The sequence below is a fragment of the Sedimentitalea sp. XS_ASV28 genome (genome assembly GCF_041224545.1).
Lineage (GTDB): Bacteria > Pseudomonadota > Alphaproteobacteria > Rhodobacterales > Rhodobacteraceae > Sedimentitalea.
Genome location: NZ_JBGFGP010000137.1, coordinates 1 through 21,859, shown reverse-complemented (window position 1 = coordinate 21,859; position 21,859 = coordinate 1). Strand labels below are relative to the sequence as shown.

The 21,859-nt window shown below is 59.0% G+C and carries 21 protein-coding genes and 1 pseudogene; 13 read left to right on the top strand and 9 right to left on the bottom strand.

Features of this window, described 5'->3' with window-relative positions:
• Nucleotides 1–546: 546 nt before the first annotated feature.
• Nucleotides 547–1,218 (top strand): VPLPA-CTERM sorting domain-containing protein, encoded by a 672-nt coding sequence (locus AB9K34_RS12705; protein WP_369954797.1) that lies wholly within the window; start codon nt 547–549, stop codon nt 1,216–1,218.
• 150 nt (nt 1,219–1,368) lie between these two features.
• On the top strand, nt 1,369–1,866 hold the full coding sequence (locus tag AB9K34_RS12700) for a hypothetical protein (RefSeq protein ID WP_369954796.1): 498 nt from the start codon (nt 1,369–1,371) through the stop codon (nt 1,864–1,866).
• A 6-nt stretch (nt 1,867–1,872) separates the two neighbouring features.
• Here the strand turns inward: AB9K34_RS12700 and AB9K34_RS12695 are convergent, their stop codons facing one another.
• Nucleotides 1,873–2,508 (bottom strand): ribonuclease T, encoded by a 636-nt coding sequence (locus tag AB9K34_RS12695; RefSeq protein WP_369954795.1) that lies wholly within the window; start codon nt 2,506–2,508, stop codon nt 1,873–1,875.
• A 148-nt stretch (nt 2,509–2,656) separates the two neighbouring features.
• Here AB9K34_RS12695 and AB9K34_RS12690 point away from each other — a divergent pair, with 148 nt between their 5' ends.
• Nucleotides 2,657–3,445 carry a DUF1013 domain-containing protein gene (locus AB9K34_RS12690; RefSeq protein WP_369954794.1) on the top strand — a complete coding sequence of 263 codons (789 nt, stop codon included), beginning with the start codon at nt 2,657–2,659 and terminating at the stop codon, nt 3,443–3,445.
• A 292-nt stretch (nt 3,446–3,737) separates the two neighbouring features.
• Here the strand turns inward: AB9K34_RS12690 and AB9K34_RS12685 are convergent, their stop codons facing one another.
• The gene (locus AB9K34_RS12685) at nt 3,738–4,157 is read right to left on the bottom strand and encodes a DUF3291 domain-containing protein (RefSeq protein ID WP_369954793.1); all 420 of its coding nucleotides are present in this window, start codon (nt 4,155–4,157) and stop codon (nt 3,738–3,740) included.
• A gap of 64 nt (nt 4,158–4,221) precedes the next feature.
• Here AB9K34_RS12685 and AB9K34_RS12680 point away from each other — a divergent pair, with 64 nt between their 5' ends.
• Entirely contained in the window at nt 4,222–5,253 is a 1,032-nt protein-coding gene (locus AB9K34_RS12680) for a GlxA family transcriptional regulator (protein ID WP_369954792.1), read from the top strand.
• A 133-nt stretch (nt 5,254–5,386) separates the two neighbouring features.
• Here the strand turns inward: AB9K34_RS12680 and AB9K34_RS12675 are convergent, their stop codons facing one another.
• From AB9K34_RS12675 to AB9K34_RS12660, 4 genes are all read right to left on the bottom strand, one after another.
• Nucleotides 5,387–6,019: a tyrosine-type recombinase/integrase gene (locus AB9K34_RS12675; protein ID WP_369954870.1), complete on the bottom strand. Its 633-nt coding sequence runs from the start codon at nt 6,017–6,019 to the stop codon at nt 5,387–5,389.
• Between the two features lie 320 nt (nt 6,020–6,339).
• Nucleotides 6,340–6,852 carry an HdeD family acid-resistance protein gene (locus AB9K34_RS12670; protein ID WP_369954791.1) on the bottom strand — a complete coding sequence of 171 codons (513 nt, stop codon included), beginning with the start codon at nt 6,850–6,852 and terminating at the stop codon, nt 6,340–6,342.
• Between the two features lie 10 nt (nt 6,853–6,862).
• Nucleotides 6,863–7,381, bottom strand: a complete 519-nt coding sequence (locus tag AB9K34_RS12665) for an HdeD family acid-resistance protein (protein WP_369954790.1) — start codon at nt 7,379–7,381, stop codon at nt 6,863–6,865.
• Between the two features lie 107 nt (nt 7,382–7,488).
• Nucleotides 7,489–8,247 carry a YbaY family lipoprotein gene (locus AB9K34_RS12660; protein ID WP_369954789.1) on the bottom strand — a complete coding sequence of 253 codons (759 nt, stop codon included), beginning with the start codon at nt 8,245–8,247 and terminating at the stop codon, nt 7,489–7,491.
• Nucleotides 8,248–8,777: 530 nt separating this feature from the next.
• Here AB9K34_RS12660 and AB9K34_RS12655 point away from each other — a divergent pair.
• From AB9K34_RS12655 to AB9K34_RS12640, 4 genes and pseudogenes are all read left to right on the top strand, one after another.
• Nucleotides 8,778–9,140 carry a transposase gene (locus AB9K34_RS12655; protein ID WP_369954788.1) on the top strand — a complete coding sequence of 121 codons (363 nt, stop codon included), beginning with the start codon at nt 8,778–8,780 and terminating at the stop codon, nt 9,138–9,140.
• Nucleotides 9,137–9,484, top strand: a pseudogene (gene tnpB, locus AB9K34_RS12650) (IS66 family insertion sequence element accessory protein TnpB). The gene AB9K34_RS12655 and the pseudogene tnpB overlap by 4 nt, the downstream one beginning before the upstream one ends.
• A 62-nt stretch (nt 9,485–9,546) precedes the next feature.
• Nucleotides 9,547–11,166 (top strand): IS66 family transposase, encoded by a 1,620-nt coding sequence (locus AB9K34_RS12645; protein WP_369954869.1) that lies wholly within the window; start codon nt 9,547–9,549, stop codon nt 11,164–11,166.
• Nucleotides 11,166–11,462: a hypothetical protein gene (locus tag AB9K34_RS12640; protein WP_093039411.1), complete on the top strand. Its 297-nt coding sequence runs from the start codon at nt 11,166–11,168 to the stop codon at nt 11,460–11,462. Before AB9K34_RS12645 ends, AB9K34_RS12640 begins: the two co-directional genes overlap by 1 nt.
• A 182-nt stretch (nt 11,463–11,644) precedes the next feature.
• Here the strand turns inward: AB9K34_RS12640 and AB9K34_RS12635 are convergent, their stop codons facing one another.
• Nucleotides 11,645–13,522, bottom strand: a complete 1,878-nt coding sequence (locus AB9K34_RS12635; RefSeq protein WP_369954787.1) for an amidohydrolase — start codon at nt 13,520–13,522, stop codon at nt 11,645–11,647.
• A 428-nt stretch (nt 13,523–13,950) separates the two neighbouring features.
• On the opposite strand from AB9K34_RS12635, the gene AB9K34_RS12630 reads away from it, so the two are divergent.
• The 3 genes from AB9K34_RS12630 to AB9K34_RS12620 all read left to right on the top strand — a co-directional run bounded on the left by AB9K34_RS12630 (nt 13,951) and on the right by AB9K34_RS12620 (nt 17,187).
• Complete coding sequence (locus AB9K34_RS12630; RefSeq protein ID WP_369954786.1) at nt 13,951–14,649, top strand: Crp/Fnr family transcriptional regulator; 699 nt, start codon at nt 13,951–13,953, stop codon at nt 14,647–14,649.
• Nucleotides 14,650–14,903: 254 nt separating this feature from the next.
• Nucleotides 14,904–16,931, top strand: a complete 2,028-nt coding sequence (locus AB9K34_RS12625; protein ID WP_369954785.1) for an amidohydrolase — start codon at nt 14,904–14,906, stop codon at nt 16,929–16,931.
• Between the two features lie 94 nt (nt 16,932–17,025).
• The gene (locus AB9K34_RS12620; RefSeq protein WP_369954784.1) at nt 17,026–17,187 is read left to right on the top strand and encodes a hypothetical protein; all 162 of its coding nucleotides are present in this window, start codon (nt 17,026–17,028) and stop codon (nt 17,185–17,187) included.
• Nucleotides 17,188–17,382: 195 nt separating this feature from the next.
• On the opposite strand, the gene AB9K34_RS12615 is transcribed toward AB9K34_RS12620, so the two are convergent.
• Nucleotides 17,383–18,930: a phospholipase D family protein gene (locus tag AB9K34_RS12615; protein ID WP_369954783.1), complete on the bottom strand. Its 1,548-nt coding sequence runs from the start codon at nt 18,928–18,930 to the stop codon at nt 17,383–17,385.
• A 312-nt stretch (nt 18,931–19,242) separates the two neighbouring features.
• On the opposite strand from AB9K34_RS12615, the gene AB9K34_RS12610 reads away from it, so the two are divergent.
• Entirely contained in the window at nt 19,243–20,292 is a 1,050-nt protein-coding gene (locus tag AB9K34_RS12610) for an alpha/beta hydrolase (RefSeq protein WP_369954782.1), read from the top strand.
• A gap of 115 nt (nt 20,293–20,407) precedes the next feature.
• Here AB9K34_RS12610 and AB9K34_RS12605 read toward each other — a convergent pair whose 3' ends face one another.
• Complete coding sequence (locus AB9K34_RS12605; protein ID WP_369954781.1) at nt 20,408–20,728, bottom strand: hypothetical protein; 321 nt, start codon at nt 20,726–20,728, stop codon at nt 20,408–20,410.
• Between the two features lie 451 nt (nt 20,729–21,179).
• Between AB9K34_RS12605 and AB9K34_RS12600 the strand changes: the two genes are divergently transcribed.
• Nucleotides 21,180–21,689 carry an N-acetyltransferase family protein gene (locus AB9K34_RS12600; protein ID WP_369954868.1) on the top strand — a complete coding sequence of 170 codons (510 nt, stop codon included), beginning with the start codon at nt 21,180–21,182 and terminating at the stop codon, nt 21,687–21,689.
• Nucleotides 21,690–21,859: the final 170 nt, after the last annotated feature.

Sequence of the window (21,859 nt, the reverse complement as noted above, 5' to 3'; positions counted from 1 at the left end):
TCCGATTGTCTTTTCCATTTCTGATCTCTCCGATGGCGACGGGCATATGCGCCAGCATCGAAAGGTCCGGGCGCGTCGCGGGCCGGGCCTCGCTGTGACGCTGGGTTCACTATAGCACAGATTGGCGGTCGTGGGATCACGGTATCGGGATCGGCATGCGGACAGCATGGGAGGGCACCGTCAGAGAAATGCAAGCTCGCGCCGGGTCATTGCGGGGCGCACTGCGTAAACTACCGGAGCGAAGACCGGGTCGCCCACCGGATGCGCGACCTGACCGGGGCAAGGGGGTAGATGTCGTGTTGGACGCGGTCGGCGCAGACACGTTCGAACGCTCGCTGGATCGTCTTGCGCCCTTGGGAACGATTATCTCGTTCGGGAACGCATCCGGGCCAGCATGGCAACAAATGGTTCATTTTTCGTCGCCAATTCGCCGCAATTATCCCTGATGAACCTCTTTCAGCGCATGGGGCCTTTTCGGACGAAAGGCTGTCGTGCCGTGTTCAAGAGTACAGGGCAGTCTGCCCGCTGGGTAACGAGGGAAGACGAATGATGAAACGTATCTGCACCGCCGCCGCGTTGGCGGCTGCGCTGATCGGGGGCGCGGCTTCGGCCGCGACCGTCAACACGACATACCAGGTGGATGGAAACCCTTTCGGAGCCGACAACCTGCGCCAGGTCGTTCGCGTCAATAGCCCGGGCCTGACGGCCAATGTCTATGCCGGTCTGTTCCAGATGTCGGGCGATAACGGGTTCGGAGATTTTGCCGCCTTTTGTGTGGACCTGGCTGAATCGTTGCGCGATCCGGTGACCTACACGACCCAGCCCAACCTGTTCGAGAGCAGCGTGCAGCAGAACATCGCCAAGCTCTACAACAGCGTCCTCGGTGGCAGAACCGTTGCAGAGGTGATCGACACAAGCCTTGAAGCTGCGAGTTTCCAGGTGGCGTTGTGGGAAATCGTGACGGAAACCGGAACCTCGCTGGATGTTGCCGAGGGTGCGTTCCGGGTGAGCAACAACACCGGTGTTGCCAACCTTGCACAATCATACCTGGACAATATCGAGAACGCGGTGACAGACGGGTACGAAGTCACCTATCTCTACAGTGACGGCTATCAGGATCTGGCCACTGTTGCGCCGGTTCCGGTTCCGGCGGCGGGTTTGCTGCTGCTGAGCGGCTTTGGCGGGCTCGCAATGTTGCGCCGCCGCAAGAAAACCTGATTTTCAACGCCCTCTGATCTTGCCGGGCCGGTCACGTCGTGGCCGGCCGTTTTCATGGCGCGCAGTTGTCGAAGCGGCCATTTACCATGGGCAAGGCCGGGTCGGAATGCTACTCCCTATAGCGGACCCTGCGCAAACCGGAGACAGCCCATGAAAACCCTCGTATCCCTGTATGTCGTGGCGATCCTCGCCCTGGGGAGTGTTTCCGCATCCGCTCAGGCGCTGATCGACAAGGGGTTCGTTTCCGGCTGGAACGTGATGGTTGACCCGTCTTTTGGAAATGGATGCCTGATCCAGACCGTTTATCAGGATTTGTCGATTGTCCGTATCGGCTATGATGCGGCTGGCAATCGTGGCTATTTCGTCGTGTTCCACGATGGATGGGGCAAGATCGAGAAGGACAAAAAATACGATATTACCTTTGATCTGGACGGTCAGAAATATGATGCCGTCGCGACCGGGTTCGTTCAGGATCATGTGCCGGGTGTCGGCGTGTTCTTTGAAGATCGCGAGTTTATCCACGCGATCGCCCGCAAAAAGGTCATGACGGTCTATAACGCGGCGGGCGAACGGGTGATTGCCATCGATCTGAAGGGATCGGCCAAGGCGCTCGATTATGCGCGCAAATGCCAGGCGGCCGAGGGCTGAGCGCGGCTAGCGTACCGGGATGAACACGGCGCTCCTGGCCTGGCAATCGCGGATGACATCCTGTCCGCAGGGCACCGGGCGCAGGTCGCGGGACAGGCACAGGCGGGCCTCCTGGATGTGCCCATCCCGGCAAGTGATCGTCAGCATGTCGGCCGTCCAGTCCGGGTTGGCCTGCAAGAATGCCTCCTCGACGACCGACGCGGGGAGTTTCACGGTTTTGTCGAGCTTGCGGAACACCTCGGGCCGGTTGACCAGCGCATAGGCCCTGCGCGACAGGTCGTAATATTGTTCCGCTGACAAGCCGGTACAGGTTCCGTGTTTCTTCCACTGATACCACGCCAGACCCGACGTTCCCATGATGTCGGCCATGGCAGCCGTCATCCGGCGCGACGGTGGGCGCTCGGCGGTCTGGCAATAGGATGGATAGCCGCGGTGAAATTGCGGCCACAGCCCATGCAGGATCCAGCCGTGATCGGAGCGGGCATCGCATTGCTCGGACCTCTGAGCATCCCCGGTCAGGGCGCACCAGTTCGGCGACCAGCTCAGGCTCAGCACATAATAATCGAACGCACCCGTGCGGTCCCCTCCGGCGGCGGCGGGCAAGGTCCAGAGGGCGATCAGCAGGGACAGCAGGATGCGCAATGATTCGGCTCTTCCAATTTCGTCTTTCGCCGACTATATAGGCGCCAAGTTCCCCGACAACGGTAACCCGCCTTGAGAGCCAAGGCCGCTTGCTTCGCCAGGCAGCGGGAAAGATATGTCGGACCACAAGAGATAGGAGAAGACACCGATGGCAAAATTGCTGCACCCCAAAGCCACCGCTGTTTGGCTGGTCGATAACACCACTATCAGTTTCAAACAGATTGCCGATTTCGTGGGCATGCACGAGCTTGAGGTGCAGGGTATTGCCGATGGCGATGTCGCCGGTGGCGTCAAGGGTTTCGATCCGATTGCCAACAACCAGTTGACGCAAAAGGAAATCGACGCGGCGCAGGACAATCCGCTCTATAAGCTCATGATCAAGACCAACTCGGCTGCCGCCGGCGAGGAAAAGCGCCGAGGGCCGCGCTATACGCCGCTGTCCAAGCGGCAGGACCGACCCAACTCGATCCTGTGGCTGGTCAAGTTCCACCCGGAGCTTTCGGACGGACAGATTGCCAAGCTGGTCGGCACGACCAAGCCGACCATCCAGTCGATTCGCGAGCGGACCCACTGGAACATCGCCAACATGCAGCCCATCGATCCCGTGGCTTTGGGCCTGTGCAAGCAGACCGAACTCGACGCGGCCGTGCAAAAGGCCGCCGCAAAGAAGGCCGCAGAAGGCGAAGTGATGAGCGATGACGAACGCCGCAAGCTCGTCAGCACCGAACAATCGCTCGGCATGGATACGGAACCGAAAATCCCGACGGCCATCGAAGGGCTCGAGACCTTTACCCTTGGCGGCTCCATGGACGTGGTCGATGACGAACAGGACGACGAGGATGATGACGACAAGATCGTCGATGCCGACAGCTTCTTCAATCTGCCCGCCGGCGGCGGGGATGACGACGAAGACGACGACGATCAGCCGCGCCTCTGAGTCTGCGGGTGCCGCGCGCGGGGCGTGTTCGGGATAACCGACAACGAAAAAGGGCGGCACCCTCATCAACCGGCACGTCGCGAAAACGGTACTTGGTGATCCTGCATCTTGAGGCAGGCACGAATAAGAAAAGGCTTGCGCCGACCCGTCGACATCGCTGTTTTGGTTTCAATCCGCCGCCCACATGCGCGCGAATAAGGTTGACGTGCGATTGATCAATGACCGCACTGCGGACAAAGCATCATTTCGCTGCACCCGCGCCAATGGCTGCTTTCAAAAGGCTTCTGTAGTTTCAACACCAACCGTGGGCGTAGTCAGAGGGACCGTGGCGTTTCAGATAGTCCAGCCGAAGTTGTGCTTCCATGAATCCCGGCTGTTCACTTGGTTCGACCGGCCAGATGACCAATTGCGGCCCTTCGACGGCTTCAAACCACTCGCCTGTCCGTTTCAGAAATTCCCCATGCTCGGTTTCGTAGGTATAGCGCTTGAGGTCTTCCATCGTGCGCCATGTCGAAACCGTGGCAGACGTGAGAGGGTCGTAACCCAGCTTTGACAAATCGGCGGTCAGTTGAGCCTCATCAATGCGCCAAATGAATCCGGATGCGGCTTCGGCGAGCCGGTAGACAGCATCCAACCGGTCTGCAAATTCTCTCATTCTAGGATCATCCAAGGGATGGAGCATCCGTCCCCAGTTCATCTGCGCTATGGCCATATTTGCCTCTCTTTGCTTCGCGTCAGGACTTCAATACAGCTAGATTATTCCAACATTTGCTGGCATGTTGGACAACATGCCAGCAAATCCGGCCAAAAATGATGACACGCAGAGACTTGTTCTATTTGTCGTGTTCCCTGGAATTACCCTTTTGGACCTCTCAGGTCCGTTACAGGTCTTAAATCACCGCAAGTCTGAACTTGGAGAGAAAGCGCCCTACAAGGTGGTGTTTGTTTCCAACACAGGCGGCACCATTGAGACCGACGCCTCGATACAAATTGAAACAGACCCTCTGGACAAGTGGATAGGCGCGAGCATTCAGACGCTGATCACCGTAGGCGGAACAAGTGTCTACAAGGCGATAAAGAACGATACCTTGATCAATGGCGTGACCCGGCTGGCTGAGACCTCTGACCGTATCTGTTCGGTGTGTTCCGGCGCGTTTGTCCTGGCTGCGGCCGGGCTTTTGAACGGTCGAAATGCCGTGACGCATTGGGAGGATTGCGAGAAGATCACCAGGGATTTTCCGGACATCAATGTCAATTCGGATGCTATTTTTCTCAGAGATGGAAACGTCTGGACATCGGCTGGGTGCAGCACGGGCATTGACCTTGCACTTGCCCTAGTATCCGAAGATCTCGGTCATGCCTATGCGTTGGAAATAGCAAGGTCAATTGTCGCCTATATGGTGCGGCCAGGGGGGCAGTTGCAGTTCAGCGCCGCCTTGCAACGCCAGACCGAAGCAAGCTCAAACCGATTTGACGAACTCAACACATGGATATTGGAGAATCTGGGGGCCGATTTACGAAACGAAGTACTTGCCGAGCGAGTCAACATGAGCCCCCGTAATTTCTCACGTGCATATGTTAAGTACACTGGGCACAGTCCTGCTAAAGCCGTGGAGTTATACCGCATAGAGGCTGCCCAGGGCCTGCTCGAAACGTCAAAGCTAAGTATTTCGTCGATCGCTGATAGATGCGGATTCAAGAACGGTGATGCTATGCGACGGTCTTTTCTTCGCAACCTGAAAGTAGCGCCCAGTGACTACCGCAGCCGCTTTGAACAACAACCGACAATGAACTTTCCTGCTCGGTGACCTTCAGAACCAAAAGCCGACTTTCGAGCAATCTGCAGCATCCGTTATTTTGGGCTCAGAATGCTCCATCGCCGCATGAGGGGCGGACAACCGCTTCGAATTGGCGAACGGCAGGACCGTTCGCCAACGTTGCTCAGATGTCGATACGCTCGGCGATGCTCAGGGCATCCTCAAGTTCAACGCCAAGGTAACGCACTGTGCTATCGACCTTGGTGTGACCAAGCAGCAGTTGGACCGCGCGTAGGTTGCCGGTCTTTCGGTAGATCTCGGCTGCCTTGGTCCTGCGGAGCGAATGGGTGCCATATCCGCTCGGCTCAAGGCCAATTTCTGTCACCCAATCGCGGACAAGCCGTCCGTACTGACGGGTGGAGATATGCGGCCGGTCGTGGAACCGGCTCGGGAACATGAACCGGCAAGCAAACATCTGGGGTGATTTAACCCAGGCCAGCACAGTTTCGCGCGTGTTTTCCGTTAGTTCAAACTGGACTGGTCGCTTAGTCTTGCTCTGGATCACCGAAACGCGTTCTCGCGCGCGATCATCCTTTACCAGGTCAGACACGGTCAATTTGACGAGATCACAGCCGCGCAGTTTGCTGTCGATCGCGACGTTGAACAAGGCCAGATCGCGCAGATAACCCGCTAGTTCGAGCCTTGCCCGGATCGCCCAGACCTGTTTGGGCAGCAAGGGCCGTTTTTGACCGATGATCCGCCCCTTGTTCCAGGCTCTGCGTTTCGGGGTTGTTGCGGGAAGTTGGACTTTTGGCATGACTTGCCCTCCGATCCGCCCTCCAAACCCATTCATCAGCACCGCGCTGACTCTTTCATTGTACAGTCCGAGCGGATGGCCGCTGTCCGATGCCCATGAGACAAGCCGACGCTGCGACCGCATTCGGCCGCAAAGAGCCCGTTCCGGAAGTTGTCCGTTTCCAATACGCGCAGTTGCAGCAATGAAATCGACCGGCGTCTTCAGCTACTATACAGCGACAAAAGCGGCCTTTCATTCTTCGCGCAGCATGGTTTCGGGTGCCGAGGCCTGAGATGGGGACGAACCCGCCCAATGCCTTTGTAGCGAAGGCCTCGAAAGGTTCAGCCTGCTTTCTGCGCTCTTCCCTGTCTGAGCCCCAGGACAAGCAGTGCGGCCCCATCAGCCAGCAGCTCGAGAGACACGATGAAGCCCAACGTGAGCTGGGTTCCCGCCAGCACGAGAGCACCGAGAACGGCGGACACGCCGGCGGCCACGAGGATCACCGGGAAGAACGGGTCACCTTGCAAGGCGCGGCCCATCCAGAATTTTGCCGCGCCGGATACCAGCAGAAGAACGCTCAGAATGGTTCTCAGCAAGCTGCCGTCACCGAATGGACCGAAGACGAGCGACAGCCCTATAAAAAGCGCCGCCGCGGCAAACAGGATCGCGCCGGCCCTTTCGCGTGCTTCCGTTGCCTGCCAGGCCGCGCGCCCCTGCAGAAGACCCACGATGAGCAATGCCCAACCTGCGATGGTTGTCGAAGCGAACTGAGCGGCGGTTGGATTGAAGAGCCCCCAAAGCCCACCAACCAGCGCGACAGCGCCAGCCGCCAAACGAAAGTTTCTGCCAGTCATAATGGGTTCCCTATTCTTTTTCCGATTTTGCCAGAAGTGAAATTGCGATTAGCGAAATTCCATTTGAGATCAGTTCGATAGCCAGGAGTATTCCAAGAACGACGGCAGCAGACCACGGAAAGTTCAAAAGGATCATGGACCCCAGCACCAAGGAAACCGCTCCGGCGAGGATCAGGAAGACGCGAACCCGGGAATCCGAGGCGCGGAATGCCAGAATGAGGCGAAAGACACCGACGATCAGCATCATCACTGCAACAACAAGGGTCAACGACAAAACGCCTTGGAGAGGATTCGCGACCAGACCGAAGCCAAGCACAACGAGGCCCAGTCCGAGAAGAAGTGACAGGATGCGAGATCCCCACTCGTTGTCCCAGAAGATCGAAACGAGCATCATCGCTCCCACTGCAATGAAAAGGTATCCGGTCAGCAACTCGGCTGTCAGGGTCGCGGCCAGCGGGTTCGCAAGCGCGAAGAGGCCCCCGAGCAGAGACAATAGCCCGGCAATGAGCCACCAAATCGAACCTTTCATCACTATCTCCTTTTCAAGTTTCGCTTCGGTTTTCGGTGAAGTGGAGTGGGACAGCTTCGGCAAGTGGGCTGGATCCCTGAATTCAAGACAGCCCCACCGTGTCGGCGCTAATCGGGCCGCTCCTCGAAACGAGCAGTCGTGAGCCCGCTTTCATTTGCAAAGGCAAGCGATCGCCCGTTCCGGTGAAACCTGATCGTCGCAGCCAACGCCTCCAGCACGTCACGTTCCAGCCGCATGCGGGGATCGGGGCAAACCATTTTTGTTCCGGCGAATTGCTGTGGAAAGGTTAACCGGCCCTCGCCCAAATCGGCCTTTCCGCGGAATCGATTGCAGCCGCCGAAAAGGGAGAAGGTCCCATCTGTATCGAAGACAATTGTGGGGTTATCATCACCGACGAAGGCACGGCCGCCGAGCTCGCTCAAGGCCCAAGGCACACCGGCAATACGCTGATCGGACACTGGCTCATAGTTCTCTTGGGGCATCATCTGCAGAACGACATCCACCCGGGTCGGAGCCTCGCGGGTGATGACGGGATAGGCTGAGGTCGTGCGAAAAATGACCCGCCCTTTGGACAAAAGGCTGGCTGCCACAGAATAGGTCATTCTGTCGTCTATGATGGAAGGGTCGTAATGCAGATCGACGGAAAGTGGAACGCGGTCCATCCTGAAAAGCTGCGATGATAGCCGGATAGACGGCGCATCTGCGCGTGAGACATCTAGAAGCTCGACCTCGAGAACGGCATCAGAAGGAAGCGCGATGCGTTCACGGTATCCGGCGGTGATCGAGATCTTGCCATTCTCTGCCATTGATTGACCCGAAGTTAATGCGAGGACCATCAAGAAAATTGTCCATAGTTTGGTTTTCATTAACTCTCTCCATTCCTTGCCGGTCTGCAAAAAAGCTGATTGTCCAGGAAACGACGCAGGTGAAACGACAATATCGCCGATGAACGTTCAATCGTACAAATATCAGCCTCTCACCTTGAAACTCTGCGGCCATCGATCACGTCCGTTCTGTAAAACCCCTTGGCCAGAAGGTCCGCAGAGGGCGGCCAATTCGGACACGCCGACGATCGTGGGCAAGGTGCTGCAAGCCTTGCAGTGTCCGGTTTGCGGGGGCATCCTACCTGAGCCGGCCATCCATGATGGCGCTTTGCCGGAATTGACCCTGTCGAAGAGTGACTGTTCCCCGAGCGTGTCATGGAACCATTTGGCGACGTACGGGGACATCTCCTTCACTAATAGCCCGGCTCGGGCCACGGGCTCGTCTCGCCAGAGTGTGACGGCCTTCGGAAGGCGGTAACGGCCCGATTGAGACCGCCTGCCGGCTGGAGGCTACGTGATCTAAGATACGTGCATAACGACGTCCTTTGCGACGTGTCTTAGATGGAGGGGTCATGCTGGGCGAAGTTCTTGGCGTTGAGCGACGTCGGCGTTGGAGTGACGACGAGAAGCTCGAGGTCGTGCTGGCGTCGGCGGCTGACGGCGCGACGGTGACTCAGGTCGCTCAGCGCTACGAGGTAACTCGCTCTCAGATTTACAGGTGGCGACGGGAGTTGAAGCAAAAGGGTCTCTGGTCGCCCGGTCACGGTGCTCATTTCCTTCCCGTTGATTTCCCGGAGTTGGCGGCTGCAGCGCCCAGGCCGAGCCGGCCGGTTCCGGTGGAATTACGGCTGGCCAACGGACGGTGCCTGAGGTTTGACAGCGGCATGGATGGGGAAGCTCTGACCCGTCTGATCAGGGCCGTGGAGGCGGCATGATTGGGCCGGGAACGGGTGTCCGGGTCTACCTCGCCTGCGGCGCCACGGACATGAGGAAGGGCATTGCGGGTCTTTCGGCCATGGCACAGGACGTTCTGCGCCAGAAGCCTGCAAGCGGCGCGGTCTTTGCATTCCGGGGGCGTAGAGGCGACCGGCTCAAGCTGCTTTATTGGGATGGCCAGGGCTTCTGCCTCTACTAAAAGGTGCTTGAGCGCGGGCGTTTCCCGTGGCCCGGCACCGAGGGCGGCGTTGCCCGGCTCACCTCCGCGCAGCTGGCCATGCTCTGGGAAGGCATCGACTGGCGGCGTCCGGACTGGGGCGCACCGCCTGCGCGCGTGGGGTAAATTATCTCCCTGAAGCTCCTTGTTTTGTTGGCCATTCCGGATGCCGCATGGTATCTGTCGGCATGTCCGACGATGCCGACATTCTCTCTGACGATCCCGCCGTTCTGAAGGCCTTGATTGCCGCCCTGCAGGCGGAGAATACACGTATGTCGGCCACGTTGCAGGCTCATGAACAGCTGGTCCAGGCGTTGCGCCTGCGGATCGCCAAGCTCCAGAAGCAGGCCTTCGGCAAATCGTCGGAAAAGATCGAACGGGAGATCGCCCAACTCGAGCTCGCGCTGGAAGACCTGCTGATCTCGGCTGCCGAGCAACGCAATGAACCCGCTGACGAAGAGGATGCCGAACTTCCAGCCGCCGTTACCGGCGCCGCCGAGGTGAAGCCCCGCCGCAGGCCGAGGGTGTCGGACGAGACACCTCGTGAGCGCCGCGAGCTCGATCCCGGCACCTGCTGTCCCGATTGTGGGGGCGACCTCCGTGTGGTCGGCGAGGATGTGAGCGAGCTGCTCGACATGGTCGCCGCGCAGATGAAGGTGATCCAGATCGCGCGGGTGAAGAAGTCCTGCCGCCGGTGCGAGAAGATGGTGCAGCCCGCCGCCCCGAGCCGTCCGATCCCGGGCAGCATGGCCGGGCCAGGCCTTCTGGCCCATGTCCTAGTCTCGAAGTTCGATGACCACGTCCCGCTCTATCGCCTCAACGAGATCTACGCCCGCATGGGCGCGGACGTGCCCGACAGCACGCTGCTGGATTGGTGTGGCCGCGCCATGAAGGTGCTCGAACCGGTTATCGAAAGGATCGAGACCGAGGTCATGGCGGCGCCCGTGCTGCATGCGGACGACACACCCATCCGCGTCTTGGACCGCTCCCGTCGCAACCGCGGCCTCGGCAAGGGGGTCAAGCAAGGTCGGGTCTGGGCCTATGTCTCGGATCAGAGGCCCTGGGCCGGTAGCGCACCGCCTGGCGTGGTCTACCGCTTCTCCCCGGACCGGAAAGGGGACCATCCCCGGCAACACTTGCAAGCCAGCAGCGGCATCCTGCAGGCAGATGCCTACGCAGGCTTCGGTCAGCTCTATGAGCGGCGCGCGGACGGCAGTAGCCAGTTCCGCGAGGCAGCCTGCTGGGCCCACCTGCGCCGCGACTTCCACGATGTCTGGGAGGCAACCAAGTCGGAGATCGCACGTGAGGCGCTCGATCGGATCGGGAAACTCTACGACGTCGAACGGCAGATCGCCGGTCAGCCCGCCGCACTGCGCAAGGCGGCGCGGCAACAGCATTCCAGGCCCAAGGTCGATGCCTTCAAGGCGTGGGCCGAGGCGCAACTCGCCCGCATTCCGGGCAAAGGCGATCTCGCCAAGGCCTTCTGCTACGGACTCTCCCGCTGGTCCTCCTTCGAGCTCTACCTTGAGGACGGGCGTATCGGCATCGACAACAACCCGGCCGAGCGCGCCATGCGCCCGATCGGGATTGGCCGCCGCAACTGGCTCTTCGCCGGCTCAGACAGTGGCGGGGAGACTCTGGCGCGGGCGATGACGCTGATCGAGACGGCGAAGATGAGCGGACTGGACCCGCAGGCTTGGCTGGCCGACGTCCTCGACCGCATCCACGATCATAAGATCAACCGGCTCGACGAACTGCTCCCATGGAACTGGCAGCCGAGAATCCAACCTGAAAGCGAGGCAGCCTGATGGCTGCGACAACCCATGTCTGCTTGATCAGCCACGTCGCCAGCCTGCTTGGAGAGGATTTGGACCTTCTCGAAGCCATTGTCAGCAACGACGACAACCTCTCCTACGGCAGTATTGTCAGTGTCCAAGTCGATCACGACAACTACCAAACGGCCCTCACAGACGATGGTATCGGCGAACTCCGGGACATGCTCATGTCTGCCCGGGTGTCGGTCGAAGAATGGCATGGCTTCCTCGAGGACTTCGTTGACGATCCCGACATCATCGCACGCGTCAAGGACATTCCACTGCGGTAGCTACCGGGCGCTTACGGAAGGCGCCGGATCGGAATTGGAAAAATCGACATGCGAACAGACTTCCTAGCTGCAGATCCAAGGCAACATTTGCCCGCGCGATATGGTCAGGACGGCGGATGCGCCCAGACCAGGTACCGTTGGACCCCTTTGGGTCCAACGGCAATGTCCGATAGGCATCGCAACTAGTGACTATGGCCTCCCATCGCGTCATACATCGCGTGCAGGAATTCATGCGCCATGTGCGGGTCTCGCGGGAACAGCGCCGGCCGCAGCCGTCCCTCCCTTATGCCCGCGGGTGCCTCGTAGACGACTTTGTCGTCCTTGACAGTTGCCATGACGCGCAGGTCGGCCAGCGTCTCCGGATCGATGACTGTCGGATCGTCGGAAAGCAACACGAAGTCCGCGATCTTGCCCACTTCGATACTGCCCTTGTCGTCTTCCTCGAAGTGCTGCCAGGCGGGCCAGATGGTCATGGCTTTGAGCGCGGTCAAAACGTCCACCCGCTGATGCGGGCCGAGAATGTCGCCCGAGCGCGTGCGCCTCGTAACGGTCGCCGAAAGGATGCGCATGCTGTCGGGGAAAGCAACCGGCGCGTCATGGTGCGAGCCAAACATCATGCCGCGCTGCCGGACCCAGCCCGTGGGTGAGATGTTTTCGGCGTTCACCGGTCCCACCGTGTGATCGCGGTGCCAATCGCCCCAGTAGAAGGTGTGCATCGGAAACAGCGAGGGAAACACACCGAGCCGTTGGAACGCGTCCACCTGATCCTCGCGCAGGAATTGGCCATGGACAAGCACGGGACGGTTACCCGGATCGCCGTATTTCTGCTGTGCCGTCTCAAGAACCGCGATCAGCATGTCCGAAGCGCCTTCGCCATTGGAATGCGTGATGATCTGAATGCCGTTCTCGTAGCAGAAGTTCACGGCCTTCTGCGCCTGCTCCATGGTTATGGCGGAATACCCGGAATAGCCAGGAGGATAGTCACCAACGGGATCGTAGTAGGGCCGGTCGCGGAGTGCCGTGAACCCCTGCGGCGAGCCGTCGATTGTCAGCTTGCAGCCTCCGACCCGCGCACCGTTTACATATTCCTGCGACACGTTTGCGGCGATGTAGTCCGGTGCCTCCAGCACATCTGGAAAGATGACGAAGTCAACCGGGAGCCCGTCCTCGGCGGCAACCTTCTTCACGACCTCGACCACCTCGGGCGAGGCTCGGCCCTCCTGCGCGGTGGTGTAGCCGAAGCTTGCCCAGAGCTCCGCGCCGGCGCGCGTAAATGCCTCTAGCCCCGCTTCGCCCAGACCGCCGAGCATCGGAGCTAGCACACCGAAGAACGCGTATTCCTCGAGCACCCCGTTCGGTTCGCCGTTCGCGTCGCGCCGGATGACACCTCCGGGCGGTGACTCAGAGGCTGCCGTTACTCCAGCAAGTTCAAGCGCCTTGGAATTGGCAACGCCGATATGGCCGGATTGGTGGACGATCATTATCGGAACGTCGGCTGATACTGCATCAAGATCCTGCCGTGTCGGATGGCGCAGTTCCGCAAGTTGCGCATTGTCGTAGCCGAAGCCGATAATCATGTTTACCTGATCGACCACTTCCGCATTGTCCTCGACCCATTTGGATAGAGTGGCCTGAAGGCTGGCTATATCGGTCACCTCTCCATCCGGCGGTGACAGCAGATTTGCTGAAAGTGCCTGCAAACCGCCAAAGACGACATGGCCGTGACTATCGACGAAGCCGGGCACCATCGTGCGCCCGTCCAAGTCGAAAATCTCGGTTGCGTCTCCCTGATGCTCGACCAGATCCGCCAAGGCCCCGACAGCGAGGATACGCCCATCCTTGACAGCGACGGCTTCGGCGGTGGGCTGATCATCATTGATCGTCAGGATTGGCCCTCCCGTGTACAGGGTGTCAGCGATTTCCTGAGCGAAGGTCGAATTTCCCGCTAAAACTATGCTGGCTAACAGGACCATTTTCAAAGAACTTCTTCCCATTATGTGCTCCTTCAATTTTGGTGTCCTTCTATCGAGTAATGCCAAGTATGCTTCGAAGGTTTCCAAGCGCGGCTAGCACGATTCGGCCATTGCCATTCGCATTCTGGTTCGGAGTCCCCTACGTTTTGATGTGAACCCCTCTGCTCCCAAAGGAACCGGCAGTATCAACCTTTCTGCCGGGTATAGATCCGACGATGTCCTGAAGTGATCCGTTTGGCGCCCGGACCGGTCGAGGCGACAAAAGTGCAGCACGGCCTCCAAAGCCTGCGCCCGTGAAACTGCGACGAGTGAATCGTTTCATTTTCGGATCCCAAATTCCTTGGCACAAACAAGTTCTTGATTCCGGAAGTTGTAAAGAACGTATTTCGATTCGACGAAAGGCTTTGTCCCGATTGGGACAAACCCGCTTTGAACGTGTAACTTTTATGACGCATCGCCAGGAAGTGGATTAACAGCAACCGGTGCGTCATGCATGGATGCGATGAGGTGATGCGATGAATCGCGAAGTAGCAAAGAAACGAATTCTCGGGCGAGGCTGGCTCGCTAATCAAAGCCCGGACCTGAAAGCCGCCGTTATGAGACATGCGAGACTGATCTCCGTTAGCAAGGGGGACAGCCTGTTCCATTCCGGCGACGAGCCAGGAGGCATCTACGGGATCGTTAGCGGGGGTGTCAGCATGTGGATTGCAGGCCGAAGCCTGGAAAACCGTCTCGGGCACATCGGGCGTTGCGGTACCTGGTTCGGCTATGCCCCCCTGGTCCGTGGTGGTCCGCGGTCGTTGCTGTTGTCCTTTAGCGTATCGGAGCCCGGATGGCTGTTTGGTGTCAGTCTTTCCCGCCTTCAGGAGATCGCAAGTATCTCTCCAGAGCATCAGCGAGCACTGCTCTCGATCAGCGACTACGGATTGGAGATCGCCTTGCATACAATTGAAACGCTGATGATCCGAAACTCCGAGCGTCGCATCGCGGCCACGCTGCTCCGTATCGCGCCGCATGTCGAGGATGTTCCGAAGGGTACCCCGGACGAAATCCTGTTGACCCAGGCGCAGCTCGGCGAAATGGCGAATGCGGAGCGCAAGGTCGTAAACAGAGCGCTTTCGCGGATGGAGCGAGAGGGATGGCTTGTCGTGTCCTACGGACGCATCCGGCTTGTCGACCGCGACGCAATAGACGCGTTCTGGAAGGAGGCATGAAGCACGGTCGGACTTTCGACCAGCGGGACAACGAAGCCAAAACTCATGACCGGTTGGGGTCCCGGATTGTCCCAAATGTCCCAATACCAAGAAAAGGCCCGTGCTACGGTTTTGCGTAGCCTCGTGTAGGCCTCGCTCGATTGCCCCAATAAACGGAGTTGTGCGAGCGCGTGCTGACGGACGAGGTACTGGATCAACTTGCGCCGCGGAACCATACAGCCCGTGGTCATGTATCATATGGGGAAGGACCAGGAATGAATGCCACTCTTACCCGCCGCGGTGCGCTGCGCCTTCTCGGAAGTGTCTCCGCAGCGGCGCTCGCCGGCGGTCCCGCCCTCTCGGACGGCCTCAGCCTTCAGGATTTCGGTCGCCGGACGGAGGCGCTGCCGACCGTGACGGTCTTCACCGCGCGCCGCATCCTGACGATGGAAGACAACGATCCCGCGACCGACGCCGTGGCCATCGTGGACAACCGCGTCCTCGCCACCGGGCCGCGCGCCGAGATCGAGACGCTCATCGGCAATCAGCCCTACCTGACCGACGACCGCTTCGAGGACAAGATCATCATCGCCGGCCTCATCGACCAGCACGTTCACCCGGTCCTGGGCGCGCTGACCATCACGGCCGAGGTCATCGCCATCGAGGACTGGGATCTTCCCACCGGCTTCGCGGAGGCCGCCCTGACGCCCGAGGACTACATCGCGCGGCTGTCTGCGGCTGAGGCCGCGCTCGGCGACCCTGACACCCCGCTCCTGACCTGGGGATACCACCACTACTTCCACGGGCTGGTGCGCCGCCCCGACCTCGACGCGGTCAGCGCCACACGACCGATTATCGTCTGGCATCGCTCGGCGCACGAATTCGTTATGAACACGCCAGCGCTCGACCTCCTGGGCATCACGTCTGGGTTCGTCGATGCTCTCGAGGGTACCGCACGCGAGCAAGCGGATCATGCACTGGGCCATTTCTACGAGCAGGGGGCCTTCGCCGTCATGCCCCGTCTCGCCCCGGTGCTCGCCACACCCGAGCGGCTGATGACCGGCCTCGCGCTCATGCGCGAATACGCGCACCGGGCGGGCGTGACGATGATGTGCGAGCCAGGCGGAGTGCTTTCGAAACCCTTGCAGGAGGCTCAGAACACGGTCCTGTCGGGCCCGGATGTCCCGATTCGTACCTTCTACCTTCCAGACGGCAAGTCGCTCGCTGCGCTGTACCTCGAGGGCGGTCGTTTGATCGCCGAGACGGAGGCCCTGATGGACTGGGGTGAAGGCAGAACCGCTTTCCTTCCGAACCGGGTGAAGCTCTTCGCGGACGGCGCGATCTACAGCCAGTTGATGCAGATGACCGAGCCCTACACGGACGGCCATAGCGGCGAGTGGATCATGGATCCCGATTTCTTCAACCCAAGTTTCGATGCCTATTGGGAGGCCGACTACCAAATCCACATCCACCAGAACGGGGACCGCGGGCTAGACATGGTACTCGACGCGGTCGAGCGGAACATGCGGCGAAAGCCGCGGGCAGAGCACCGCACCGTGGTCGTGCATTTCGGCTACGCGCGGCCCGACCAGTGCGACAGGCTCGCCGCGCTCGGCTGCATCGTGAGCGCGAATCCCTACTATGTCTCCGCCCTCTCGGACAGGTATGCCGAAATCGGGCTTGGCGCCGAACGAGCTGACGAACTCGTTCCACTGGGACATGTAAAGGCGAACGGGACGCCAATCTCGTTCCATTCCGACATGCCGATGGCGCCGGGCCAACCGCTCTTCCTCGTCTGGTCGGCCGTGAACCGCACCACGGTCTCGGGCCGCGTCGCTGGACCGCAGCATCGGCTGCCCGTGGAGGACGCGTTGCGCGCCGTCACCATCGACGCGGCCCACTCTCTGGGACTCGAAAAGGAACTGGGGTCGATCGCGCCGGGGAAGTACGCGAACTTCACGATCCTCGAGAACGATCCGCTTTCCGTCGAGCCGGACGAGATCCGCAATATCGGGATATGGGGAACGGTCCTGGAAGGACGGGTCTTCCCTGCGCCGACCGCGACCGGGATCGATCACTCGCAGTTCTTCGCGCCGGCGCACGAACCGCCCCGGTCGCCCCTTTATGCGTTGGCCGCCGTTGCGCCAGTCACCGCTCGTGGCATCTTTGGCGGCTGCGGATGCTGCGCTGCGCCGTCCGCCGGTTCATGCGCGCCCGCGACATCGGTTGCGAGCACCATGGGATGTTGCTCCACGAACGCGCTTGGCTGGGCCGTCGCGGCCGAATGGACCGCGAGGGCATAAGATGAAGCACCTGCCGACCCGATCTCGCCGGATGGGGTGGCGCCGGTTCATGAAGGAACACGCGACATGCTTAGAAAGTTACCGGATTGAGCAATTGGTCGACCTCGTGGAAAGCGCACCGATGGGAAAGGCCAGTTCGGGCGAGATGACATTGGCCAGCGACGTCGCCGAGTTGACGGATATTCTCGATGGCTCGGAGCAAATCGTGGCCGTTATGGACGTCCCGGTCTATGTGCGGCGAATTTCTCTGCCTTGAAGATCGCCATCAGGTTTTGGCGTCTCTCGGCCGTCATGCCCTCGGGCATCCTGCGGCAGAACGGATTTCGTTCGCTTCGTCAAGAAACAGCTTCAATTGCCAAACAGGGTTATTGATAGTCAAGTCGCGACACTTGGAACACTCTGAGCCGTTTCATCTCCATAAGTCATTTGTGTCCTTAGGAAAAAGGCTGTCTTACAAGATCCACTCGATCGGCAGCCAACTCATGAAGCGGACGATGGCACGCTCGAACGCGGTTGTATTGGGCTCCCGGTCATGGGTGCGGAGCGCTCCGTTGGTGTCCAATTCGGTCCAGACGATTGCCCCATCCTTGGAGTCCGTCACCGAGTAAAACGTCTCGGACCGGTCGAGTGCCTGCGATAGCGCCGTTGCGATTGACGGGCTGTCGATCAGGAAGCCCATCTCGGTGTTGAGCGTGGTTGACCGTGGATCGAAGTTGAAGGACCCGATGAAGATGCGTTCGCCGTCTATAGAAAAAGTTTTGGCGTGCAGGCTGGATTGCGAGCCGGTCAAAAGCTGCGCCAGCGACGGATCGCCCTTCATCTGGGGGTGCGCGCGTAGTTCCAGGACCTCCGCGCCAGCGCGGATCAGCTGGTCACGGTATCCCATCCATGCGCTGTGGACGACCGACACATCCGTGGCCTCGAGTGAATTCGTCACCAATCTGACGCGAATGCCCGCCGCAAGGTATCGCTCCAGCATTTCCGTGCTGGCCTTGCCCGGGATCAGGTACGCCGAGACCAGATCGAGATTCTTTTTCGGCTGTGCGACCAGCTTCGGAAAAAGCCCGATAAGGAGTGCCTCGTCAGCGGCCTCGCCCAATCCCTTCGCCGGGTCGTCACTTACTAGCGTGACGGTTGTCCACTCCATCACGTCTTCTCCGGCCAGAACACGCGACAATACGGGCGCCGTCGCGATCGCGTTGGCATAATCGGACCCGCGCGCGCTGTCATTCGCCACGTCTACAGCGGCCGCCAGTTCGGCAAGCCCGCCTTCGGATCTGGGAAGAATATCCGCGGCGTCATAGGATGAGCCGCTGCTCCAGTAGCCATCAAAGTCGGCTGAAACGTCCTTGGCCGCCTCGCCGACGGCCAACACGTCGAAGTCGAAATAGGCGGTACCTTCGCCATAGGCGAAATAGATGTCGCCGATGTTGCGCCCGCCGATGACGGTCGCGATCCCGTCCACTGTCATCGACTTGTTGTGCATTCGGCGGTTCAGTCGGAAGAAGTCGAACGCATAGGACAGCAGCTTGGGGCTGCGCATCGTGAAAGGGTTGAAGAGGCGGACCTCGACGTTCTCCATCGCATCGAGATCGGCCAGCACGTTGTCGAGGCCGGGAATGCCGTTGTCGTCGAGCAAAAGCCGGACACGCACGCCACGCTCTGCCGCCGCACGCAGTTCGTCCATCAGCAGCCAGCCCGTCGTATCAGTGTGCCAGATGTAATATTGTACATCGATCGCTTCATCCGCGGCCCGCGCAAGCAGGATCCGTGCGGCCAGCGCATCGCGGCCATCGGCCAGCGGAACGACCCCACTCAACCCTGCATTTTTGGCCATGAGGGGAAGAATGGCTACTCCTAGTCGGGTGGTCTCGCTTGGTTGAATCGAGGTCGACGTATCGCCCTCCGGCAAAGCAGGCAGCGGATGGGTCAGGCGAAGAACCACGATCGCCAGCGCAATCACGCTCACGATGGTCAGAAGAAACTTCATAAGCCGCATGATGGTTCCCTCGTCGATTGAGGTTCATCCTTTTTCTGACACGACTTTGCCGGCACAATCAACTCCGGGTTCCGGGGTCAAGGCGCGTGATCGGCAAAGTCACCCGGCCGTTCGTCGGGCACATGAGGCCCGTAGACAACTTGCCTGAAAACTTTTCAGCCTGTTTGCCGGCCTTCGGTGAGGCGGATCAAAACTGGATCTGTCACAGTCAACAGGTCATAAGCTAGCCTGCGAGGCAGCCGCATCATTGTGGGCTGGCGAAGCTTTCTGCGGGTGTTATGGTGCCGTTGCTTGTCTTTCTTCAGGTGATGAATGCGTCTCGAAAAGAACTGCCTGCTGAGCCTGTCTGGAGCCGTTCTCGTTGCTTTCCTGTCGATTGGTTTCGAGGCGCATCCCTCGTTTGCCCAAGAGGCGGAAGCAAAACGCGGGCTCCATTACCTTACGCAACGCAACAGGACCGGATCGGACAGCCCCCGCAAGTTTTATGGCGACGAACGAAGCGATCTAAAGGCGGGCTGGTGCGAAATCGGCAACGTAGACCTGAGTTTGATTTCGCCAATGGCGGACGCAGCGCCGTTTTACATTCCCGATGAATTGCTGCGTGTCGAAGCGGTTCGGGAATTTCCCATAGAAGACGTGTTCGGAGCTTTGCTTGCTCGCGAGAAAAACGGTGCGCCCCTGCTTCATACGCACGGCTTCTACATCGACTTCGAAAAGGGCTGCCGTCGCGCAACGCTCCTTCGGGAGAATATCGACCTGGATGGCAGCTTTCTGTGGTTCAGCTGGCCTTCAGACGGTTCACTTCTCAATTACACCCACGATGAAGCCGATCTCTACTGGAGCGTGCCAGATCTCGCCACGGCGATCGCCAGGCTCGACACCGAATTCGAAGATGTGCTGGTCAACATTTCAGGTCACAGTCTGGGGGCTCGTGGCGTCATTCTGGCGCTATACGAACTGGCGAACCGCGATCCCGATCTTCGCGTGGGCGACGTCGTTTTGCTTGCCCCTGACATGGACTTTCAGATTTTCGAGAGAATCCTGCCCCGAATAAGACCGCTCATGCGCAGTATGACAGTCTATGTGACGGCGAGCGACCGACCACTGGCGGTTTCGTCACAGTTGCATGGATATCCGCGACTGGGCGAAGCCGGCAATGACGTCTCTAGCCTCGACGGCGTAGAGGTTATCGATCTCAGCGACATTCCAGCCCGAAGCGCGACCGGGCACCTGTATCACATCTACAACAAGGAAGTTGGTGAAGACCTCAGTCAACTTCTGAATGAAGGACTGCCTGCCAAGAAACGTCGCAACCTGGTGCCTGTCGATCGAAATCTCTGGAAACTGCAAATACCTGAATGAAATCGAATGCGTTCAGTGCCGCGCCCCGGGTTGGTGCGCGCAATAACCAAATCGACTATTGTGCCTCAAGGCTTTGCAGACTGAAGACGTATTTCGGTTCTCTGATGTTTTCTTTCTAGAGCGTATGGACAATCACCTTGAGGCGATGAGAGCGGCGACAAGGTTCCAGTTGGCGGAGTAGCTGTAATCGGCGTTGTCGTAGCGTTCTTGAATTCAAGGCCGAATAAAATCCCTCACCTCCGATAAGCGGCGAAGCGGTATCTTTTCGTTGTGCATCTTTACAGGCTAACGCGATCAACAGGGGAAGGTCTTGATCTTGCGCAAGATCACCTTCGTCCGCATGCCAGCTATCTGACACCTGCGCCACGAACGACCGGTTCCAATTGCAACCAAATGCGCGGTTTTGAATGACCGCTTCTGGGAAATCGCGCTGCATCGCCGCGAATGTCTTCGAAACTCGGTCGCCGCGCCAAGACAGATTTCGCTGCATGAGCATTAGGCGGGTTTGTCCGCGACCTGTGAATTGCCCCGACAAGCCTCGCTGCGCGATGTTCAAATGACCGAATTTGGAGCCGTCCTGAAGCACGCGAGATTGAGCACTTGCAGAAATTTCCGAGCTGCGAGCGCATGCAGCAAAAAATGAGGATTTCCGCTGTGGGCTCACCTTCAGACTTCGCCACCCGGGGCACGAACATCAACTGTTGATCTGTGAACGGCCGCACATTGATCAAGACATCATGAAATCAGAGATTTGGCAAATCTAGCGGATGACGGGTGTGGTTCGATCTGCCGCGTGGGCGCAGCTGCGCGGGCGTTGGGCAGCGATGAGCCCAAACCTACATGTGGAAACTGCTTTCGCAATCGCAGAAAGCGTGACACAAAACAGCATGGTTCTTCGCCCAGCAACTTTCTCCGACGCATCAAGCATCGCAGCTATTTCAATCGAGGTATGGATAGGCACCTACCTGAAGAAAGGCGTGAGTGCGTTCTTTGCGGATTATGCGCTAAGTGAGTTCACGGTTGAAAAGACCAAGAAGCTGATTAGCGACCCAGATCAATTCATGTTGGTTTCAGAAAATGCCGAAGGAATCGATGGCTTCATAAGGGTTTCTTCGAACAGCCCGGCGCCAGTAGATGGCTGTTCTGACGTGGAGATTTCTACTTTCTACGTTCAGCCAAGGCACCACGGCAAGGGTATTGGGAAGTGTCTCCTGTCTGCGGCGCTCGACCACTGTCGCAACGCTTCTGTCGGCTCTGTGTGGTTAACAACCAACGCGAAGAATGACCCTGCGATAGCTTTCTATCTTGCGAAAGGTTTTGAACACGTCGGCGAGACCCACTTTCGCATTGATGATCAAGGCTACCTGAACAACGTCTATCGCGTCTCCTTACGCTGAATAGGCGCTGTGAGACCAACGGCAGGTTTGTCCCGCGACCTGTGAATTGCCGGCTTCAAAAATTCTGCGAGGTTCACGAACGGCCGAAATCGCCGTCGCACCGCGTCATGCCATCTCGTGCTTGTGCAGAATATTCGCCGCCGTGTGCGGGCGCAGCATGAAATCAAAAT